General features: G+C 49.4%; 14 protein-coding genes. 13 read left to right on the top strand and 1 reads right to left on the bottom strand.

All coding sequences use genetic code 11. The annotated features are described in order from the left end of the window. Positions 1–128: 128 nt before the first annotated feature. Positions 129–1064 carry a ketopantoate reductase family protein gene (locus tag ABCW45_RS07090; RefSeq protein WP_015554201.1) on the bottom strand — a complete coding sequence of 312 codons (936 nt, stop codon included), beginning with the start codon at positions 1062–1064 and terminating at the stop codon, positions 129–131. A gap of 165 nt (positions 1065–1229) precedes the next feature. On the opposite strand from ABCW45_RS07090, the gene ABCW45_RS07085 reads away from it, so the two are divergent. The 13 genes from ABCW45_RS07085 to ABCW45_RS07025 all read left to right on the top strand — a co-directional run bounded on the left by ABCW45_RS07085 (position 1230) and on the right by ABCW45_RS07025 (position 14864). Next, positions 1230–2441, top strand: a complete 1212-nt coding sequence (locus tag ABCW45_RS07085; protein WP_117483244.1) for an MFS transporter — start codon at positions 1230–1232, stop codon at positions 2439–2441. A gap of 208 nt (positions 2442–2649) precedes the next feature. Continuing rightward, entirely contained in the window at positions 2650–3492 is an 843-nt protein-coding gene (gene kduI, locus ABCW45_RS07080) for a 5-dehydro-4-deoxy-D-glucuronate isomerase (protein WP_117483243.1), read from the top strand. Positions 3493–3547: 55 nt separating this feature from the next. Further along, positions 3548–4348 (top strand): gluconate 5-dehydrogenase, encoded by an 801-nt coding sequence (locus ABCW45_RS07075; RefSeq protein ID WP_015554204.1) that lies wholly within the window; start codon positions 3548–3550, stop codon positions 4346–4348. Between the two features lie 293 nt (positions 4349–4641). Continuing rightward, positions 4642–4923, top strand: a complete 282-nt coding sequence (locus ABCW45_RS07070; RefSeq protein WP_015554205.1) for an OadG family protein — start codon at positions 4642–4644, stop codon at positions 4921–4923. Between the two features lie 49 nt (positions 4924–4972). After that, positions 4973–5419 (top strand): acyl-CoA carboxylase biotin carboxyl carrier protein subunit, encoded by a 447-nt coding sequence (locus tag ABCW45_RS07065; RefSeq protein ID WP_343220540.1) that lies wholly within the window; start codon positions 4973–4975, stop codon positions 5417–5419. 16 nt (positions 5420–5435) lie between these two features. Next, on the top strand, positions 5436–6578 hold the full coding sequence (locus tag ABCW45_RS07060; protein WP_117469414.1) for a sodium ion-translocating decarboxylase subunit beta: 1143 nt from the start codon (positions 5436–5438) through the stop codon (positions 6576–6578). Positions 6579–6721: 143 nt separating this feature from the next. After that, positions 6722–7822, top strand: coding sequence for a CoA transferase subunit A (locus ABCW45_RS07055; protein ID WP_343220539.1), 1101 nt, complete (start codon positions 6722–6724; stop codon positions 7820–7822). A 21-nt stretch (positions 7823–7843) separates the two neighbouring features. After that, the gene (gene gctB / locus ABCW45_RS07050; RefSeq protein WP_118322396.1) at positions 7844–8653 is read left to right on the top strand and encodes a glutaconate CoA-transferase subunit B; all 810 of its coding nucleotides are present in this window, start codon (positions 7844–7846) and stop codon (positions 8651–8653) included. A 93-nt stretch (positions 8654–8746) separates the two neighbouring features. Continuing rightward, positions 8747–10516, top strand: coding sequence for an acyl-CoA carboxylase subunit beta (locus ABCW45_RS07045; RefSeq protein WP_118529655.1), 1770 nt, complete (start codon positions 8747–8749; stop codon positions 10514–10516). Positions 10517–10640: 124 nt separating this feature from the next. Continuing rightward, positions 10641–11432 carry a (R)-2-hydroxyglutaryl-CoA dehydratase activase HgdC gene (gene hgdC, locus ABCW45_RS07040; protein WP_021904090.1) on the top strand — a complete coding sequence of 264 codons (792 nt, stop codon included), beginning with the start codon at positions 10641–10643 and terminating at the stop codon, positions 11430–11432. A gap of 146 nt (positions 11433–11578) precedes the next feature. Next, positions 11579–13021 (top strand): (R)-2-hydroxyglutaryl-CoA dehydratase subunit alpha, encoded by a 1443-nt coding sequence (gene hgdA, locus ABCW45_RS07035; RefSeq protein ID WP_118728312.1) that lies wholly within the window; start codon positions 11579–11581, stop codon positions 13019–13021. A gap of 3 nt (positions 13022–13024) precedes the next feature. Beyond that, complete coding sequence (gene hgdB, locus ABCW45_RS07030) at positions 13025–14176, top strand: (R)-2-hydroxyglutaryl-CoA dehydratase subunit beta (RefSeq protein WP_015554212.1); 1152 nt, start codon at positions 13025–13027, stop codon at positions 14174–14176. 484 nt (positions 14177–14660) lie between these two features. Further along, positions 14661–14864, top strand: a complete 204-nt coding sequence (locus ABCW45_RS07025; RefSeq protein WP_147326528.1) for a hypothetical protein — start codon at positions 14661–14663, stop codon at positions 14862–14864. Positions 14865–15152: the final 288 nt, after the last annotated feature.

The following is a 15152-nucleotide window of genomic DNA, read 5'->3' as shown; positions in this document are numbered from 1 at the left end:
ACAGCTCCATGGGAAATGCAAGACTGTTTTTTAATATTAGGAAAAGAATTAAGAAAATAAGGTGGGAGAGCAGAAAAAAGCTGCCTGGCGATATGCCGCAGGCAGCTTTGGCTATGTACATATAGATATTAGATTTCCTTAAACATCCGCGCCTCGATCAGATGGATTCCGTGAAGGAAACACTCGCAGACCGGAGTCTCAACGCCAAGCTCTTTTCCGAGGCGGACAACCGTTCCGGCGAACATATCGACTTCCGTGCGTTTTCCGACCTCAAGATCCTGAAGCGTGGACGGCTTATTTTCATAAGGAAGACGTCCGAGCGTGTGCTCCTGACGGTCGATCTCATTCTGACCGATATCAATGCCCAACTTATTTGCAATGCGGATCACTTCCCACATGGCCTTGTGGCGGAAGAAATTGGCGTCATCGTTCTTCTGGAATGCTCCGAAGGGAACGCCGAACATGGCGCATGTCATATTCTCGGCAACGTTGCACATGAACTTGAACCAGATTCCTTTTAACATATCTGCATCGATCTTGTAGTCGATCCCACAGAGATCAAAAAGACTCTTCACAGCGAGAACATTCCCGGAATAGTGTTCCGGATCATTCTTAAGATCGCCGAAGTGGATCAGACCCTTATGCGGATCGAACTCCGTCTTTCCGTCCTTCATGACAATGCTGATCCGCATATAGGAGTACAGCAGATGTTCGCTGCCGTAGACGGCGGCGATCTGTTTTTCGCTCTCCACACCATTTAATACGGAGAGGATGATCGTATCTTTGCCAACCTGATTTTTAATATCCCTGATCGCCTGCTCCAGGTCATATCCCTTTACCGCAATGATAACGAGATCTGCCGGATCCCCCTCGACATCAGGTGTGATGATCGGAAAACGGTAATTGATCGTATTGACTGTTACCCCTTTTCGCTCCAGACGCTCTTTTCTTGCGCCGTCTGCAAGGATCCGGAAATCAGCCCCCAGCTTTTCTGAGATACGCGGTGCGAAAAATACCCCCATCGCACCGAGACCGATCAACGTCACCTTCTTTATGTCCTTCATAACTCCCTTTTCCTCCTTAAAAGTAAAACAAGCTGCGTTCCTTCTATTGTATAGTAAGACCGTTGGGGTGTCAACGAAAACAACCTTGTCTTTAGGGATAAAAGATGATATGATGGAAAAGTATGGAGAAAAATTAACAAATATGTGTGGGGGAGAGAATACTGGATGGAAATCACAAAAGAAGATAAACGGTCGGTGATCGACCACTGTTATCTGACCTATTTTATCAGCGGAATGGTCATCCTGATCTTCGGTGTCATTCTGCCAAACCTGATCGAGGAGAGAAATTTAAGCTTTACCGCGGCCGGCGGACTGCTTTCCTTTCTGGCGATCGGAAATTTATGTTCAAGCCTGGTATATCCGGTATTCTGTGGGATGATGTCCCAGAAGACGGCGGTAGTCGTACTGGCGGTCCCCTATCCGGTGTGCCTCTTCCTGTTTACAATGGGACTTCCGGTCCCGGTGCTTTATGTGATGATCTTCCTGATCGGAATCACGAAGGGCATGATCACGATCATCAACAATCATGCGATCCGTCAGGTGACGGGAAGTTCCAATCAATATCTGAATCTGCTTCATATGTGGTATGCGGTGGGGGCTTTCCTGTCCCCATTCGTTACGATGCTCCTCATGGGAGCGGGTATGAACTGGAAGACGATCCTTCGCCTCCTTGCAGTCCTCACGGTTCTCATCGTTCTTTCCTACGCCACAATGGATTACAGAAAGATCGAAAAAGAGGTGGAGAAGAAGGCGGGAGAGGAGAACGGCGGATCGTCGATGACAAAAGAAAAATTCTGGTTTTTAAAGAACACGGGATTCCTTCTGGCGGTTGGGGCATTGTTCTTCTATATGGGCCTTGAAAACTCCGTAAACGGATGGTTTGTTACTTATTTAAAAAGTACCGGCTTTATGTCCACAAGTCTTGCGACTGTGATGGTATCCGTGACCTGGATCATGATCATGATCGGAAGGATCGTCATTGCGTCCATCTCAAAGAGCGTGCCGCCGGCAAAGATTCTGGCAGTGATCTCCGCACTCCAGTTTGTCTCGGTATTGATCCTTGTCTTCGCGGATCATACCACAATGGCAGTGGCGGCCCTGATCCTTTTAGGACTTGGAATGGCGGGGGCGTTTCCGACAACTACGGCCTTTACCGGCGATCTCATGGGAAATTCCCCACTTGGAATGTCAGTGTTTACAGGGATCGGTTCCCTCGGCGGGATCCTTACCCCGCAGGTCATTGGAGTCCTTGCGGATAAGCTTGGATTCCAGGCGGCGATCCTGTTTTTAGTGCTGGACGCATTCCTGCTGGCACTTTTTGGAGCCGGGGCTCTGAGATATGCCACTAATCAGAAAATTCAAGTCGAACGTCCGTGAGACCTGGCGCTTGATTCTGGTCAGTAAAGCTGACATATCACTGTGCATCCTCGCGGAGCATTTATCTCAGTCAGAGACCTGACTCCCGCTGAGACAAATTTACTATTACTCACCACCTAAAAGAGGTGGGAGTCTTCTCGACTGAGATAAAAAAGTCAACCGGGATGGCATAAAAACCGTCCTGAATATAAATAAGGGGTAAAAACATATGGATATTCGTTATTCCGCAAATCAAAGAGACGTAAAACGCTACACAACCGAAGAACTTCGGGATGAGTTCCTGATTCAGGATCTCTACCATCCGGATGAGGTGGTATCCGTATACTCCCACGTGGACCGCATGGTGACATTGGGATGTATGCCGGTGAAAGAACATGTCTCCATTGAAAAGGGGATCGACTGCTGGAAAAATTTCGGTACCCACTATTTCCTTGAGCGCCGCGAGATCGGAATCTTCAATATCGGAGGTGCCGGATCCATCACAGCGGACGGAATGGAGTACCGCCTTGGCTATAAAGACTGCCTGTACATCACAAAAGGCACAAAGGAAGTGATCTTTTCCAGTGACAGTGAGGAGACTCCGGCAAAATTTTACATGGTGAGTGCGCCGGCCCACACGTCCTACGAGACAAAGCTGATCACCTTGAAGGATGCCGCAAAGCGCCCGCTGGGTGATGCCAATACTTCCAATAAGAGAGTCATCAACCAGTTCATTCATCCGGATGTGCTGAAAACATGCCAGCTTTCCATGGGAATGACAGCACTGGAGCCGGGCAGTGTCTGGAACAGCATGCCGTGCCACACCCATGAGCGCCGCATGGAGATCTACATGTACTTTGAAGTCCCGGAGAATCAGGTGGTCATGCACTTTATGGGTGAACCGACTGAGACGAGACACATCGTCATGAAAAATGAAGAAGCTGTGATCAGCCCGTCCTGGAGCATCCACTGCGGAGCAGGAACCTCCAACTACACCTTTATCTGGGCTATGGGCGGAGAGAATCAGGAGTTCGACGATATGGACAACATCGCTCCGATGGATTTAAAGTAAGATATCGCAGAGGCCGATAAAAAACTGATATAAAATAGGAAAGGTAAGGATCAAAATGGATAAGAAGAACATGTTTTCTCTGGAAGGAAAGATTGCTCTCGTAACAGGAGGTGCCCACGGAATCGGCTTTGCCATCGCGGAGAGCTATGCAGAAGCAGGAGCAACGGTTGTATTTAACTGCAGCAGCGAGGCGTCCTTAGAGCGCGGACTTGCCGCATACAAAGAGAAAGGGATCGATGCTCACGGTTATGTCTGCGATGTTACGGACGAGGAAGCGGTAAAGAAAATGATCGCGGATATCGAGGAGAAGATCGGAACGGTCGATATTCTTGTAAACAATGCGGGAATGATCAAAAGAATTCCGATGCATGAGATGAGCGCGGATGAGTTCCGCAAGGTTGTCGATGTTGACCTGAATGCTCCGTTCATCATGGCAAAGGCTGTCCTTCCGGGCATGATGAAAAAGAAAGCCGGAAAGATCATCAACATCTGCTCCATGATGTCTGAACTCGGAAGAGAGACCGTATCCGCATACGCAGCGGCAAAGGGAGGTTTGAAGATGCTCACAAAGAACATCGCCTCCGAGTACGGCGAGTACAACATCCAGTGCAACGGCATCGGACCGGGCTACATCGCCACATCCCAGACAGCTCCGTTAAGAGAACGTCAGGCTGACGGCTCCCGTCATCCGTTCGACCAGTTTATCATTGCGAAGACACCGGCAGCAAGATGGGGCACCGTGGAAGACCTCAAGGGACCGGCAGTGTTCCTCGCGTCCGAGGCTTCTGACTTTGTAAATGGACACATCCTCTATGTGGACGGAGGCATCCTCGCTTATATCGGAAAACAGCCGTAAAGGAAGAAACAGATTTTGCCATATAAAGACATAAGCACTGCTTGTCTTTATGTGACCTGAAATTAGTATATTTGATAAATTTTTTCGGACGGCTTTGTTGACATTTTTGCAGAAAGCTGATATACTCAAATTACGATATTGTGAAAAATGCATAGAAACAGGCGCAAGACGGGTACATTTTTGAGATGTGCCCGTATGCGTTGAGGAAAATGTGGAATGCATTCCACAATACGAAATAACTAACCAACAAAAGTTTCTTAAGTGAAACGAAACGAAGGAGGTGCGGTAAGTATATGTGGACAGGCGGTATGACCTTTGCGGATTCGATCATCATTTCACTTGTTGGACTGTTAGTCGTATTCTCGGCACTTGCAGTGCTCGCAATCGCGGTTATCATTATCTCTAAGGTCATCGGTACATTATTTAAGGAGAGTGCGCCAAAGGCAGCTGCGGCAGTTGCAGCACCGGCTCCGGCTATCGATGAGGAATCCTATGCAGTGCTTCTCGCGGCAGTCAGTGAGGAAGCAAGATTGTCTGGAGAGCAGTTCCGTGTAACAAGTATCAAAGAACTGTAAAAAACAAAAAACCTAAAACGCAGAAAAAGGAAAGGATGTAGTAAATAACATGAAATACGTTGCAACATTAAACGGAAAAAAGTATGAAGTTGAGATCGAGAGAGTAGACGAGTACAGACCGCTTGACAGAGGCGCACAGGCTAGCGCACCGGCTCCGATCCTCGCAGCAGCACCGGCTCCGAAGGCAGCTCCGGCACCGGCAGCAGCACCGGCTCCGGCACCGGCACCGGCTCCGGTTCCAGCACCGGCAGCAGCTCCGGCAGCAGCTCCGGCAGCAGCAGGCGGACAGACAGTAGAGGCTCCGATGCCAGGTAAGATCCTTGACATCAAAGTTAAAGTTGGTGACGCAGTTGGTTATGGTCAGTGTGTAATCGTTATGGAAGCAATGAAGATGGAGACAGAGATCGTAGCTCCGGCAGCAGGAACTGTTGCATCCATCAACGTAAGCACAGGCGATTCCGTTGAGACAGGTGCAGTTCTGGTTACCTTAAACTAAGCAGGAGGTGCCACACGTGAATATACTTTCAGTTTTCGCGGAGCTGCTCGCCCAGTCAGGTTTTGCCGCAATCACCTGGCAGCAGTGCGTAATGCTCCTTGTATCCTTCGTTTTATTATATCTTGCAATCAAGAAGCAGTTTGAACCGCTCCTTCTGCTCCCGATCGCATTCGGTATGTTCCTTGCGAACCTTCCGCTTGCAGGTCTTATGAATGAGGCAGATCACTGGTATCAGTCCGGTGTGTTAAGAATTATGTACATGGGCGTTAAGTCCAGCTTATTCCCGTGCCTGATCTTCATGGCAGTCGGCGCGATGACAGACTTCGGTCCGTTGATCGCGAACCCGGTCAGCCTTCTTCTCGGTGCAGCCGCTCAGTTCGGTATCTATGTTGCATTTACACTCGCAAATGCAACCGGACTTTTCACACCGGGTGAGTGTGCAGCGATCGGTATCATCGGCGGTGCTGATGGCCCGACCGCGATCTATATCGCAAATAACCTGGCTCCGGATCTTGTAGCTCCGATCGCCGTAGCCGCGTATTCCTACATGGCTCTGATCCCGCTGATCCAGCCGCCGATCATGAAGCTTCTTACAACAAAGAAAGAGCGTCAGATCGTTATGAAGCAGTTAAGAAAAGTCAGCAAAGTCGAGAAGGTTGTATTCCCGGTATTCGTTGTTCTGTTCTGCTCCCTGCTTCTTCCGTCCGTAGCACCGCTTCTTGGTATGCTGATGCTCGGTAACCTGTTCCGTGAGTCCGGTGTTACCGGAAGACTTTCCGATACCGCACAGAACGCACTCTGCAACATCGTTACGATCATGCTCGGCACAACCGTAGGCGCTACAGCAAACGGAGAGATCTTCCTCCGTGTCCAGACACTGGCTATCATTGCAATGGGTCTTCTTGCTTTCGCGTTTGCGACAGTCGGAGGTATCCTGCTTGGTAAAGTCCTGTGTGCGATCACAGGCGGCAAGATCAACCCACTGATCGGTTCTGCAGGTGTATCTGCCGTTCCGATGGCAGCTCGTGTATCCCAGACGGTTGGTGCTAAGGAAAATCCGACCAACTTCCTTCTGATGCACGCTATGGGTCCGAACGTGGCAGGTGTTATCGGTTCTGCAGTAGCAGCCGGTTACTTCATGCTGATGTTCAAGGCCTGATCGAACCCCTTCGAAACGGAACCAGAAGTTGAAATTCATTCCGTATCGTGGTATATTTTTACAGGAATTAAAAGCAGTTCAGGCCTGTCTGAGGAGAACAGGCAGGCCTTTTAACTGCAAATATAAATAAAGGAGGCTTTATTGTGGCTAATAAAGTTATGTCATTACACGATGCCGTAGAGAAGTATGTACATGATAACGATGTACTCTGCCTCGGCGGATTTACAACAAACCGTAAACCGTACGCTGCTGTTTACGAGATCCTTCGTCAGGGTAAAACTGGTTTTGTAGGCTGGTCCGGTCCGGCAGGCGGAGACTGGGACTCCTTAATCGGTGAGGGTCGTGTAAGAGCTTACATCAACTGCTACACAGCAAACTCTGGTTATACAAACGTTGCACGTCGTTTCCGTGCCGCAATCGAGAAAGGTGAGCTTACATATGAGGACTACTCCCAGGACGTTCTTATGTTACAGCTTCACGCAGCTTCCCTTGGTCTTCCGTACCTCCCGGTAAGAATGATGCAGGGCTCCGGTCTTGTTAAATTCTGGGGTATCAGCGAAGAGAAGAGAAAAACAATGGAAGGCGTTGACAACTTAAAGTGCGTAGATATCGAGAACCCGTTTGAGCCGGGCGAGAAGCTTCTTGCTGTTCCGGTTCCGAAGCTTGACTGCGCGATCATCCATGTACAGCAGGCATCTCCGGATGGAACCTGTATCATCGAGGGTGATGAGTTCCACGATGTTGATATCGCAATCGCTGCAAAGCGTACGATCGTTACCTGCGAGGAGATCGTAAGTGATGAATATATCCGCCGTGATCCGACAAAGACAAGAATCTTCGGCGAGTGCGTAGACGCTGTTGTTCGTGCTCCGTACGGTGCATGGCCGGCACAGTGCTATGGCTACTATGATGATGATGATAAGGGACTTAAGGAGTACGATAAGGCTTCCAAGTACCTTGATGCTGAGGATGCTAAGGCACAGCTCGCAAAGGCTGCTGCAAAGGCTGAGAAGGCTGCTGCTGCTAAACCGGAAGACGAGAAGCTTGCAAAGGCTGCAGAAGTTGCAAAACAGGCTGCAGAGGATGCTGCTAACGGCACAAAGATTCCGGAGACCTTCAAGGATTACCTCCAGAAATATGTATACGGCTGCAAGGATCAGGATGATCTTCTTAATGTCCTTGGCGGCGCTCGCCTCATGAACCTTAAGAATGAGCCGCATCTTGGCTATTCTACCAGACACTAATTGAGGGAGGGAAATTCAAAAATGGCTGATTATACAAAGTATACAAAGCAGGAAATGCAGGCTTATGCCATCGCAAAAAATATTAAAGAAAATCAGATCGTTATCGTTGGTACCGGTCTTCCGTTAATCGGCGCTTCTCTTGCGAAGCGTGTGGTTTGCCCGAGCTGCCACCCGATCGTAGAGAGCGGACTTATGGACTGCTCACCGGTAGAGGTACCGCGTTCCGTAGGTGATAACCGTTTCATGGCTCACTGTGCAGTACAGTGGCCGAACGTTCGCTTCGTAGGTTTCGAGGCTAACGAGTGGCTTCATGACGCTGACCGTATGATCGCTTTCATCGGCGGCGCTCAGATCGACCCGTACGGTAACGTAAACTCCACATGTATCTTCGGTAAGGGCGACTACGTTCAGCCGACAACCCGTTTCACAGGTTCCGGCGGAGCTAACGGTATCGCTACATTCTGCAACACCATCATCATGATGCAGCACCAGAAGAGAAGATTCATGGAGCATGTTGATTACATCACAAGCTGTGGCTGGATGGACGGCCCTGGCGGACGTGAGAGAGCAGGTCTTCCGGGCAACCGCGGACCGCAGATGGTAGTTACAGATCTTGGTATCATGAAGTTCGACGAAGAGACCAAGAGAATGTACCTTGCTTACTACTATCCATTCTCCTCTCCGGAAATGGTTCAGGAGAACACAGGTTTCGAGATCGATACTTCCAGAGCACAGCTTATGGAAGGTCCGGATCCGGAGATCATTCGCGTTATTCGTGAAGAGATCGACCCAGGTCAGGCTTTCATTAAAGTTCCGAAGGAAACAAAGTAATCGAAACGATCATTTAAAATATAATCATGCCGCGGTCAGTGACTGGCAAAAACCGCTGACCGCAGCGATCGCGTATATATAAGGAGGAAGAACATGGGTTACTTTTCCATGCCGAAATATTTCCAGGAAATGCCTACTGTTGGTAAAGAGCTGGTAAATGTAAATGACGAGAACGCAAAAGAGATCAAAGCCGTAGAGGCTGACATCCATGAGTCCATCGAGAAAGCTCTTGCAGCTGGTATCACAACAGAAGAGAAGTTAAACGAGCGCGGACAGCTCTCCGCAATGCAGCGTATCAACGCTCTCATTGATGAGGGAACATGGTGCCCGTTAAACAGCCTTTACAACCCGGAAGGCAACAAGTTCGGTACAACAAACATTCTTAACGGACTTGGCCGTGTAAACGGAAAATGGGTTTACATCATCGCTTCCGATAACAAGAAGATGGCCGGCGCATGGGTACCGGGACAGGCAGACAACCTTCTGCGTGCTTCCGATGCAGCTAAGATGCTCCACCTTCCGCTCGTATATCTGTTAAACTGCTCCGGCGTTGAGTTCCCGAACCAGGATAAGGTTTACCCGAACAGACGCGGCGGCGGTACACCGTTCTTCCGCAATGCTGAGTTAAACCAGCTTGGTGTTCCGGTTATCGTAGGTATCTACGGAACAAACCCGGCAGGCGGCGGATACCACAGCATTTCCCCGACAATCCTTATCGCACACAGCCAGGCAAACATGGCAGTAGGCGGCGCTGGTATTCTTTCCGGTATGAACCCGAAGGGGTATATTGACGAAGAGTCTGCTGAGCAGATCATCGCAGCACAGATCGAAAACGGCAAGAAGCACGTTCCGGCTCCGGGTTCCGTTCCGGTTCACTACGATGAGACTGGTTTCTTCCGTGAAGTATATGAGAACGATTACGGCGTAATCGAGGGTATCAAGAAGTACGTTAGCTACCTTCCGGCATACAACCTCGAGTTCTTCCGTGTTGATGATCCGAAGGCACCGGCTCTTCCGGCTGAGGACCTTTACAGCATCATCCCGATGAACCAGAAGCGTCCGTACGATATCTACGATGTAATCGGCCGTCTCTTCGACGGCAGTGAGTTCGCTGAGTACAAGAACGGTTACGGCCCGGAGGTTGTAACAGGTCTTGCTAAAGTAAACGGACTTCTCGTTGGTGTTGTAGCAAACGTTCAGGGTCTCCTTATGAACTATCCGGAGTACAAACAGAACTCTGTTGGTATCGGCGGAAAGTTATATCGTCAGGGCCTGATCAAGATGAACGAGTTCGTAACACTTTGCGCTCGTGACAGAATCCCGCTGATCTGGTTACAGGATACAACTGGTATCGATGTAGGTGATGACGCTGAGAAGGCTGAGCTTCTTGGTCTTGGTCAGTCTCTGATCTACTCCATCCAGAACTCCAAGCTTCCGTCCTTAGAGGTTACACTTCGTAAGGCATCCGCAGCTGCTCACTACGTACTTGGCGGACCGCAGGGCAACGATACAAACGTATTCTCCCTTGCAACAGGCGCTTCTGAGTACTATGTAATGCCGGGTGAGACAGCAGCAAACGCTATGTACTCCAGAAAACTTGTTAAGGCTAAGAAGGCCGGCGAGGATCTCCAGCCGATCATCGACAAGATGAACGACATGATCCAGATGTACCACGACAAGTCCCGTCCGAAATACTGCACAATCAAGGGTATGGCTGACGAGATCGTTGATCTTACAGAGATCCGTCCGTACATCCAGGCATTCACAGAGTCTGCTTACCAGAATCCGGAGTCTATCTGCCCGTTCCATCAGATGGTAACACCGCGTGCGATCCGTGAGTGGAACACATTTAAAAAAGCTTGATTCTGACTGAAGGATAGAGTAAAATGATACGTATCCAGGCCAGGGGAGTACTTTCTCTGGCCTGGATATACTGGTATAACAAAGCCAGTTTCATTTTACATTTTCAGTATACCCGGAGGTTATTATGAGTGCAATTTACACCCTGGGAATTGACGTTGGATCCACGGCTTCCAAATGCATTATGCTTAAGGATGGCCAGGAGATCGTAGCGAAATCCCTGATCGATGTAGGTGCAGGTACCAGCGGCCCCCAGCGCGCGATCGATGCAGTGCTGGAAAACGCAGGCATGAAAAAAGAGGATGTGGCATTTACCTTGGCAACAGGATACGGCCGTAACTCTTTAATGAATTTTGCAGACAAACAGATGAGTGAGTTATCCTGCCACGCAAGGGGAGCTTACTTCCTGTTCCCTGACGTTCACACCGTCATTGATATCGGCGGTCAGGACGTTAAGGTCCTTCATATTGACAACGGTGCAATGACCAACTTCCAGATGAACGACAAATGCGCTGCAGGAACCGGAAGATTCCTCGACGTAATGGCGGGCGTTCTCGAAGTAAAGGTCCAGGATCTTGGTCATCTTGATTCCCTCTCCAAGAAGAGAGTCGAGATCAGTTCCACATGTACCGTATTTGCGGAGAGTGAGGTTATCAGCCAGCTGTCGATGGGAACCGATAAGTGCGATATTATCGCAGGAATCCACCGCTCCGTGGCTCACCGTGTCACTGGACTCGCCCATAGGATCGGAGTTGTTCCGGCACTCGTCATGACTGGCGGTGTCGCTCAGAACGAGGGTGTAGTCAAAGCTCTTCAGAATGAGCTTGGATGTGAGATCCACAGATCTCCTCTGACACAGTATAACGGTGCGCTTGGTGCAGCCTTATATGCATATCAGGCAGCAAGCCGCCGCGCATAAAACAGTTTGACGTTTATCGTCCATGTGAATCTGCATGGATCTGTTAAACAGAAGTAGGTTATGCAATTTTATGGCTGAAAAACAGCTGTGGGCCTGTCCCGCAGCCGCGGTCGGTCATGATTGATAAGAAATGGAGGATATTTATTATGGCAAAGCAGGTTAGCCCTGGTGTTCTTGCGCTGCGTAAAGTCGTAGATGACGTTCATAAAGACGCGCGCGAAGCCAAAAAGAGAGGCGAGTTAGTTGGTTGGTCTTCTTCCAAATTCCCGTGCGAGCTCGCAGCAGCATTTGATTTAAACGTTATGTACCCGGAGAACCAGGCAGCTGGTATCGCAGCAAACCGTTACGGTGAGCTTATGTGTCAGGCAGCTGAGGATCTTGGTTACGACAACGATATCTGCGGATACGCACGTATCAGCCTTGCTTACGCAGCCGGTGTCCGTGTAGCGCGTAAGTTTGACCCGGAGACAGGTGAGTACATCATCGATCCGAGCACAGGTAAGCCGTTAAAGGACGCAGACGGAAACATAGTGATCGATGAGGCAACAGGCAAGCCGAAAAAAGATCCGAAGACTCAGACTCCGTATCTTGAGCTTGTAAACCTTCTTGAGCTTGAAAAGCTTCCGGATGGACCGGATAAAGAGCGCCGTATTGCAGCGATCTCCCCGATCCGTCAGATGCAGATCCCGCAGCCGGATTTCGTTCTCTGCTGCAACAACATCTGTAACTGTATGACAAAGTGGTATGAGAACATCGCCCGTATGTGCAACGTTCCGCTTATCATGATCGATATCCCGTACAACAACACTGTTGAAGTTGCTGATCAGAACGTTCGCTATGTTCGCGGACAGTTCGATAAGGCAATCAAGCAGTTAGAGGAGCTTACAGGCAAGAAGTTCGACGAGAAGAAGTTCGAGCATGCATGTGAGAACGCAAACCGTACAGCAAAAGCATGGTTAAAAGTCTGTGATTACTTACAGTACAAACCGGCTCCGTACAGTGGTTTCGACCTGTTCAACCATATGGCTGACGTCGTAACTGCACGTGCAAGAGTTGAGGCTGCTGAGGCATTCGAGCAGTTAGCAAAAGACCTTGACGAGACGATCGCTAAGGGTGAGACAACAACTCCGTTCCCGGAGAAATACCGTGTAATGTTCGAGGGTATTCCGTGCTGGCCGAAGCTTCCGGCTCTGTTCAAACCGTTAAAGGCTAACGGCGTGAACGTAACAGCAGTTGTATATGCACCGGCATTCGGTTTCGTATACAATGGTCTGGATGAGATGGCTCGTGCTTACTATAAAGCACCGAACTCTGTATGTATCGAGCAGGGTGTTGCATGGCGTGAAGGCATCTGCCGCGACAACAAGGTAGATGGCGTTCTCGTTCACTACAACAGAAGCTGTAAGCCGTGGTCCGGTTACATGGCAGAGATGCAGCGCCGCTTCACAAAGGATCTTGGTATTCCGTGCGCAGGATTCGATGGTGACCAGGCTGACCCGCGTAACTTCAATGCCGCTCAGTACGAGACACGAGTACAGGGTCTTGTAGAGGCTATGGAAGCAAACATCCAGGCAAAGGAGGCTAAATAGACCATGAGTATCAACGCATTATTTGACGAATTTAAGGTAAAAGCTGCAACTCCGAAACAGCAGCTTGCTGAATATAAAGCACAGGGCAAGAAGGTTATTGGCGTTCTCCCGTACTACGCTCCGGAAGAGCTTGTATACGCTGCAGGCATGGTTCCGATGGGAATCTGGGGCTCCAACAACAAGACGATCAGCCGTGCAAAAGAGTATTGTGCAACCTTCTACTGCACGATCGCTCAGCTCGCACTTGAGATGCTCCTTGACGGAACTATGGATCAGTTAGACGGAATCATCACACCAACAATCTGTGATACATTACGTCCGATGAGCCAGAACTTCCGTGTTGCTATGGGCGACAAGATGAAAGTTATCTTCCTTGCTCATCCGCAGAACCGTTTCGAAGAGTTCGGACTTAAGTTCTGTGAGGAGGAGTACGCAAACGTTAAGGCTGACCTCGAGGAAGTATGTGGTCACGAGATCACCAACGATGCGATCCTTGACGCAATCAAGGTTTACAACAAGAGCCGTGCAGCCCGCCGTGAGTTCGTAAAACTCGCTAACGAGCACTGCGACGTTGTAACTCCTACAAAGCGTTCTGCAGTATTAAAGGCATTCTTCTTCATGGAGAAACCGGAATATACAGCAAAACTCGAAGAGTTAAACAAAGAGCTTGCAGCTCTTCCGGTATGTGACTGGAAGGGAACAAAGGTTGTTACATCCGGTATCATCGTAGACAACCCGAAGCTTCTTGAGATCTTCGAGAATAACAACATCGCGATCGCAGCTGATGATGTTGCTCATGAGAGCCGTTCCTTCCGTACAGATGTTCCGGAGGACGAGCAGGATGCTCTCAGAGCTCTTGCAAAACAGTTTGCAAACATGGACTACGATATCCTTCTTTACGATCCGCAGTCTTCCAAGAACCGCCGTGGCGAGTTCGTAGCTGACATGGTTAAGAAGAGCGGCGCTCAGGGGCTTGTACTCTTCATGCAGCAGTTCTGCGATCCGGAGGAGATGGAGTATCCGTACCTCAAGAAAGCTCTCGACAACGCAGGTATCCCGCACATCAAACTTGGTGTTGACCAGCAGATGAGAGACTTCGGACAGGCTGCAACTGCTATCGAGGCATTTGCGGATGTTCTTGAGATGAGAAAGTAAATAAAACTTTGAATTGCACTGACCTGGTGATAGAATTGTGTTGAAAGCTTGCTTTCATAAGCAATTCTATTGCCGGGGCAGTATAAGGACGAAGTCCGAAGCTTTTTGGGCGCCGTAAGGCGGACAAGAAGATGCAATTCGCAGCGATATATAGGGGCAGGCGTTCCTGTTTCTCAGTGTTCACGCGGAGTCAGGCGAAAAACCGTCGTACCGAACATGATTTCCTTTCGGGGAGATCGTGGAGGTGCGGCGGTTTTTTTGTTGTGGGAAGATGGTGCTTCATAATGGCTCCGGGTACGCGCAGGACCGTCTCCGGCCCCGGATACTGGTGGATTCCAGAGACGGTTCCTCTAAGCTCCCGGAAGAATGCTAAGGGCGGAGAGCAGGGGACACAACTCGCCTGCGGCTCAAACAAGTGTCCCCTGTTCTCCAACGCATTCTCCCGGGAGCCAAGAGGAAGCCATGCCTCTGGAATCAGGCACCCGTGTCCGGAGGCGGTCCTGCGCTGGGGGATGGGAGATATGGAAAAGAGAAAAAAGAGGTTCCGTGTTGGGGGATAGAGGAAGGCAAGCCTGCAGATATAAATTTAAGTAAAGGACACTATCGGAAAATACTAAAATGTGGTATATTAGCTTGTAAAGATAATTATCGCGGCATAATATATGATTCTGAGAAAAAAGAATATTAATGCAAAATAAATGGAAAATTCAGAGAAAATGGTGTGTACAACTGTACAGATAAACATAAGTTTGAGCGGGAGATGGAATCACGGGCAACACAAACTGGAATTACGTTATTGCTGCTGTGGAAGAGATGAATTTTACAAAGGCCGCAAAGCGACTGTATGAATATTCCGTTGCGGCGAAGCCGTCTGTCCGGAAAAATGGAAACCACCTGTCCGGATAGGCGGAAACCGCTTTAGGTTATTGCTATGTGCGGCGAAGCCGCCTGTATGTTATTGTGCCTGAGATGGATC

Source organism: Pilosibacter fragilis (genome assembly GCF_032490495.1).
GTDB lineage: Bacteria > Bacillota > Clostridia > Lachnospirales > Lachnospiraceae > Pilosibacter > Pilosibacter fragilis.
Note: the sequence above shows the minus strand (reverse complement) of the source record. Positions and strands in the feature narration are given on the sequence as shown.

What these genes read in the sequence shown, in the direction of transcription:
- hgdB (WP_015554212.1), top strand. Translation starts at nt 13,025, where the DNA reads ATGAGTATCAACGCATTATTTGACGAATTTAAGGTAAAAGCTGCAACT.
- gctB (WP_118322396.1), top strand. Translation starts at nt 7,844, where the DNA reads ATGGCTGATTATACAAAGTATACAAAGCAGGAAATGCAGGCTTATGCC.
- ABCW45_RS07090 (WP_015554201.1), bottom strand. Translation starts at nt 1,064, where the DNA reads ATGAAGGACATAAAGAAGGTGACGTTGATCGGTCTCGGTGCGATGGGG.
- hgdC (WP_021904090.1), top strand. Translation starts at nt 10,641, where the DNA reads ATGAGTGCAATTTACACCCTGGGAATTGACGTTGGATCCACGGCTTCC.
- ABCW45_RS07085 (WP_117483244.1), top strand. Translation starts at nt 1,230, where the DNA reads ATGGAAATCACAAAAGAAGATAAACGGTCGGTGATCGACCACTGTTAT.
- kduI (WP_117483243.1), top strand. Translation starts at nt 2,650, where the DNA reads ATGGATATTCGTTATTCCGCAAATCAAAGAGACGTAAAACGCTACACA.
- ABCW45_RS07075 (WP_015554204.1), top strand. Translation starts at nt 3,548, where the DNA reads ATGGATAAGAAGAACATGTTTTCTCTGGAAGGAAAGATTGCTCTCGTA.
- hgdA (WP_118728312.1), top strand. Translation starts at nt 11,579, where the DNA reads ATGGCAAAGCAGGTTAGCCCTGGTGTTCTTGCGCTGCGTAAAGTCGTA.
- ABCW45_RS07070 (WP_015554205.1), top strand. Translation starts at nt 4,642, where the DNA reads ATGTGGACAGGCGGTATGACCTTTGCGGATTCGATCATCATTTCACTT.
- ABCW45_RS07065 (WP_343220540.1), top strand. Translation starts at nt 4,973, where the DNA reads ATGAAATACGTTGCAACATTAAACGGAAAAAAGTATGAAGTTGAGATC.
- ABCW45_RS07045 (WP_118529655.1), top strand. Translation starts at nt 8,747, where the DNA reads ATGGGTTACTTTTCCATGCCGAAATATTTCCAGGAAATGCCTACTGTT.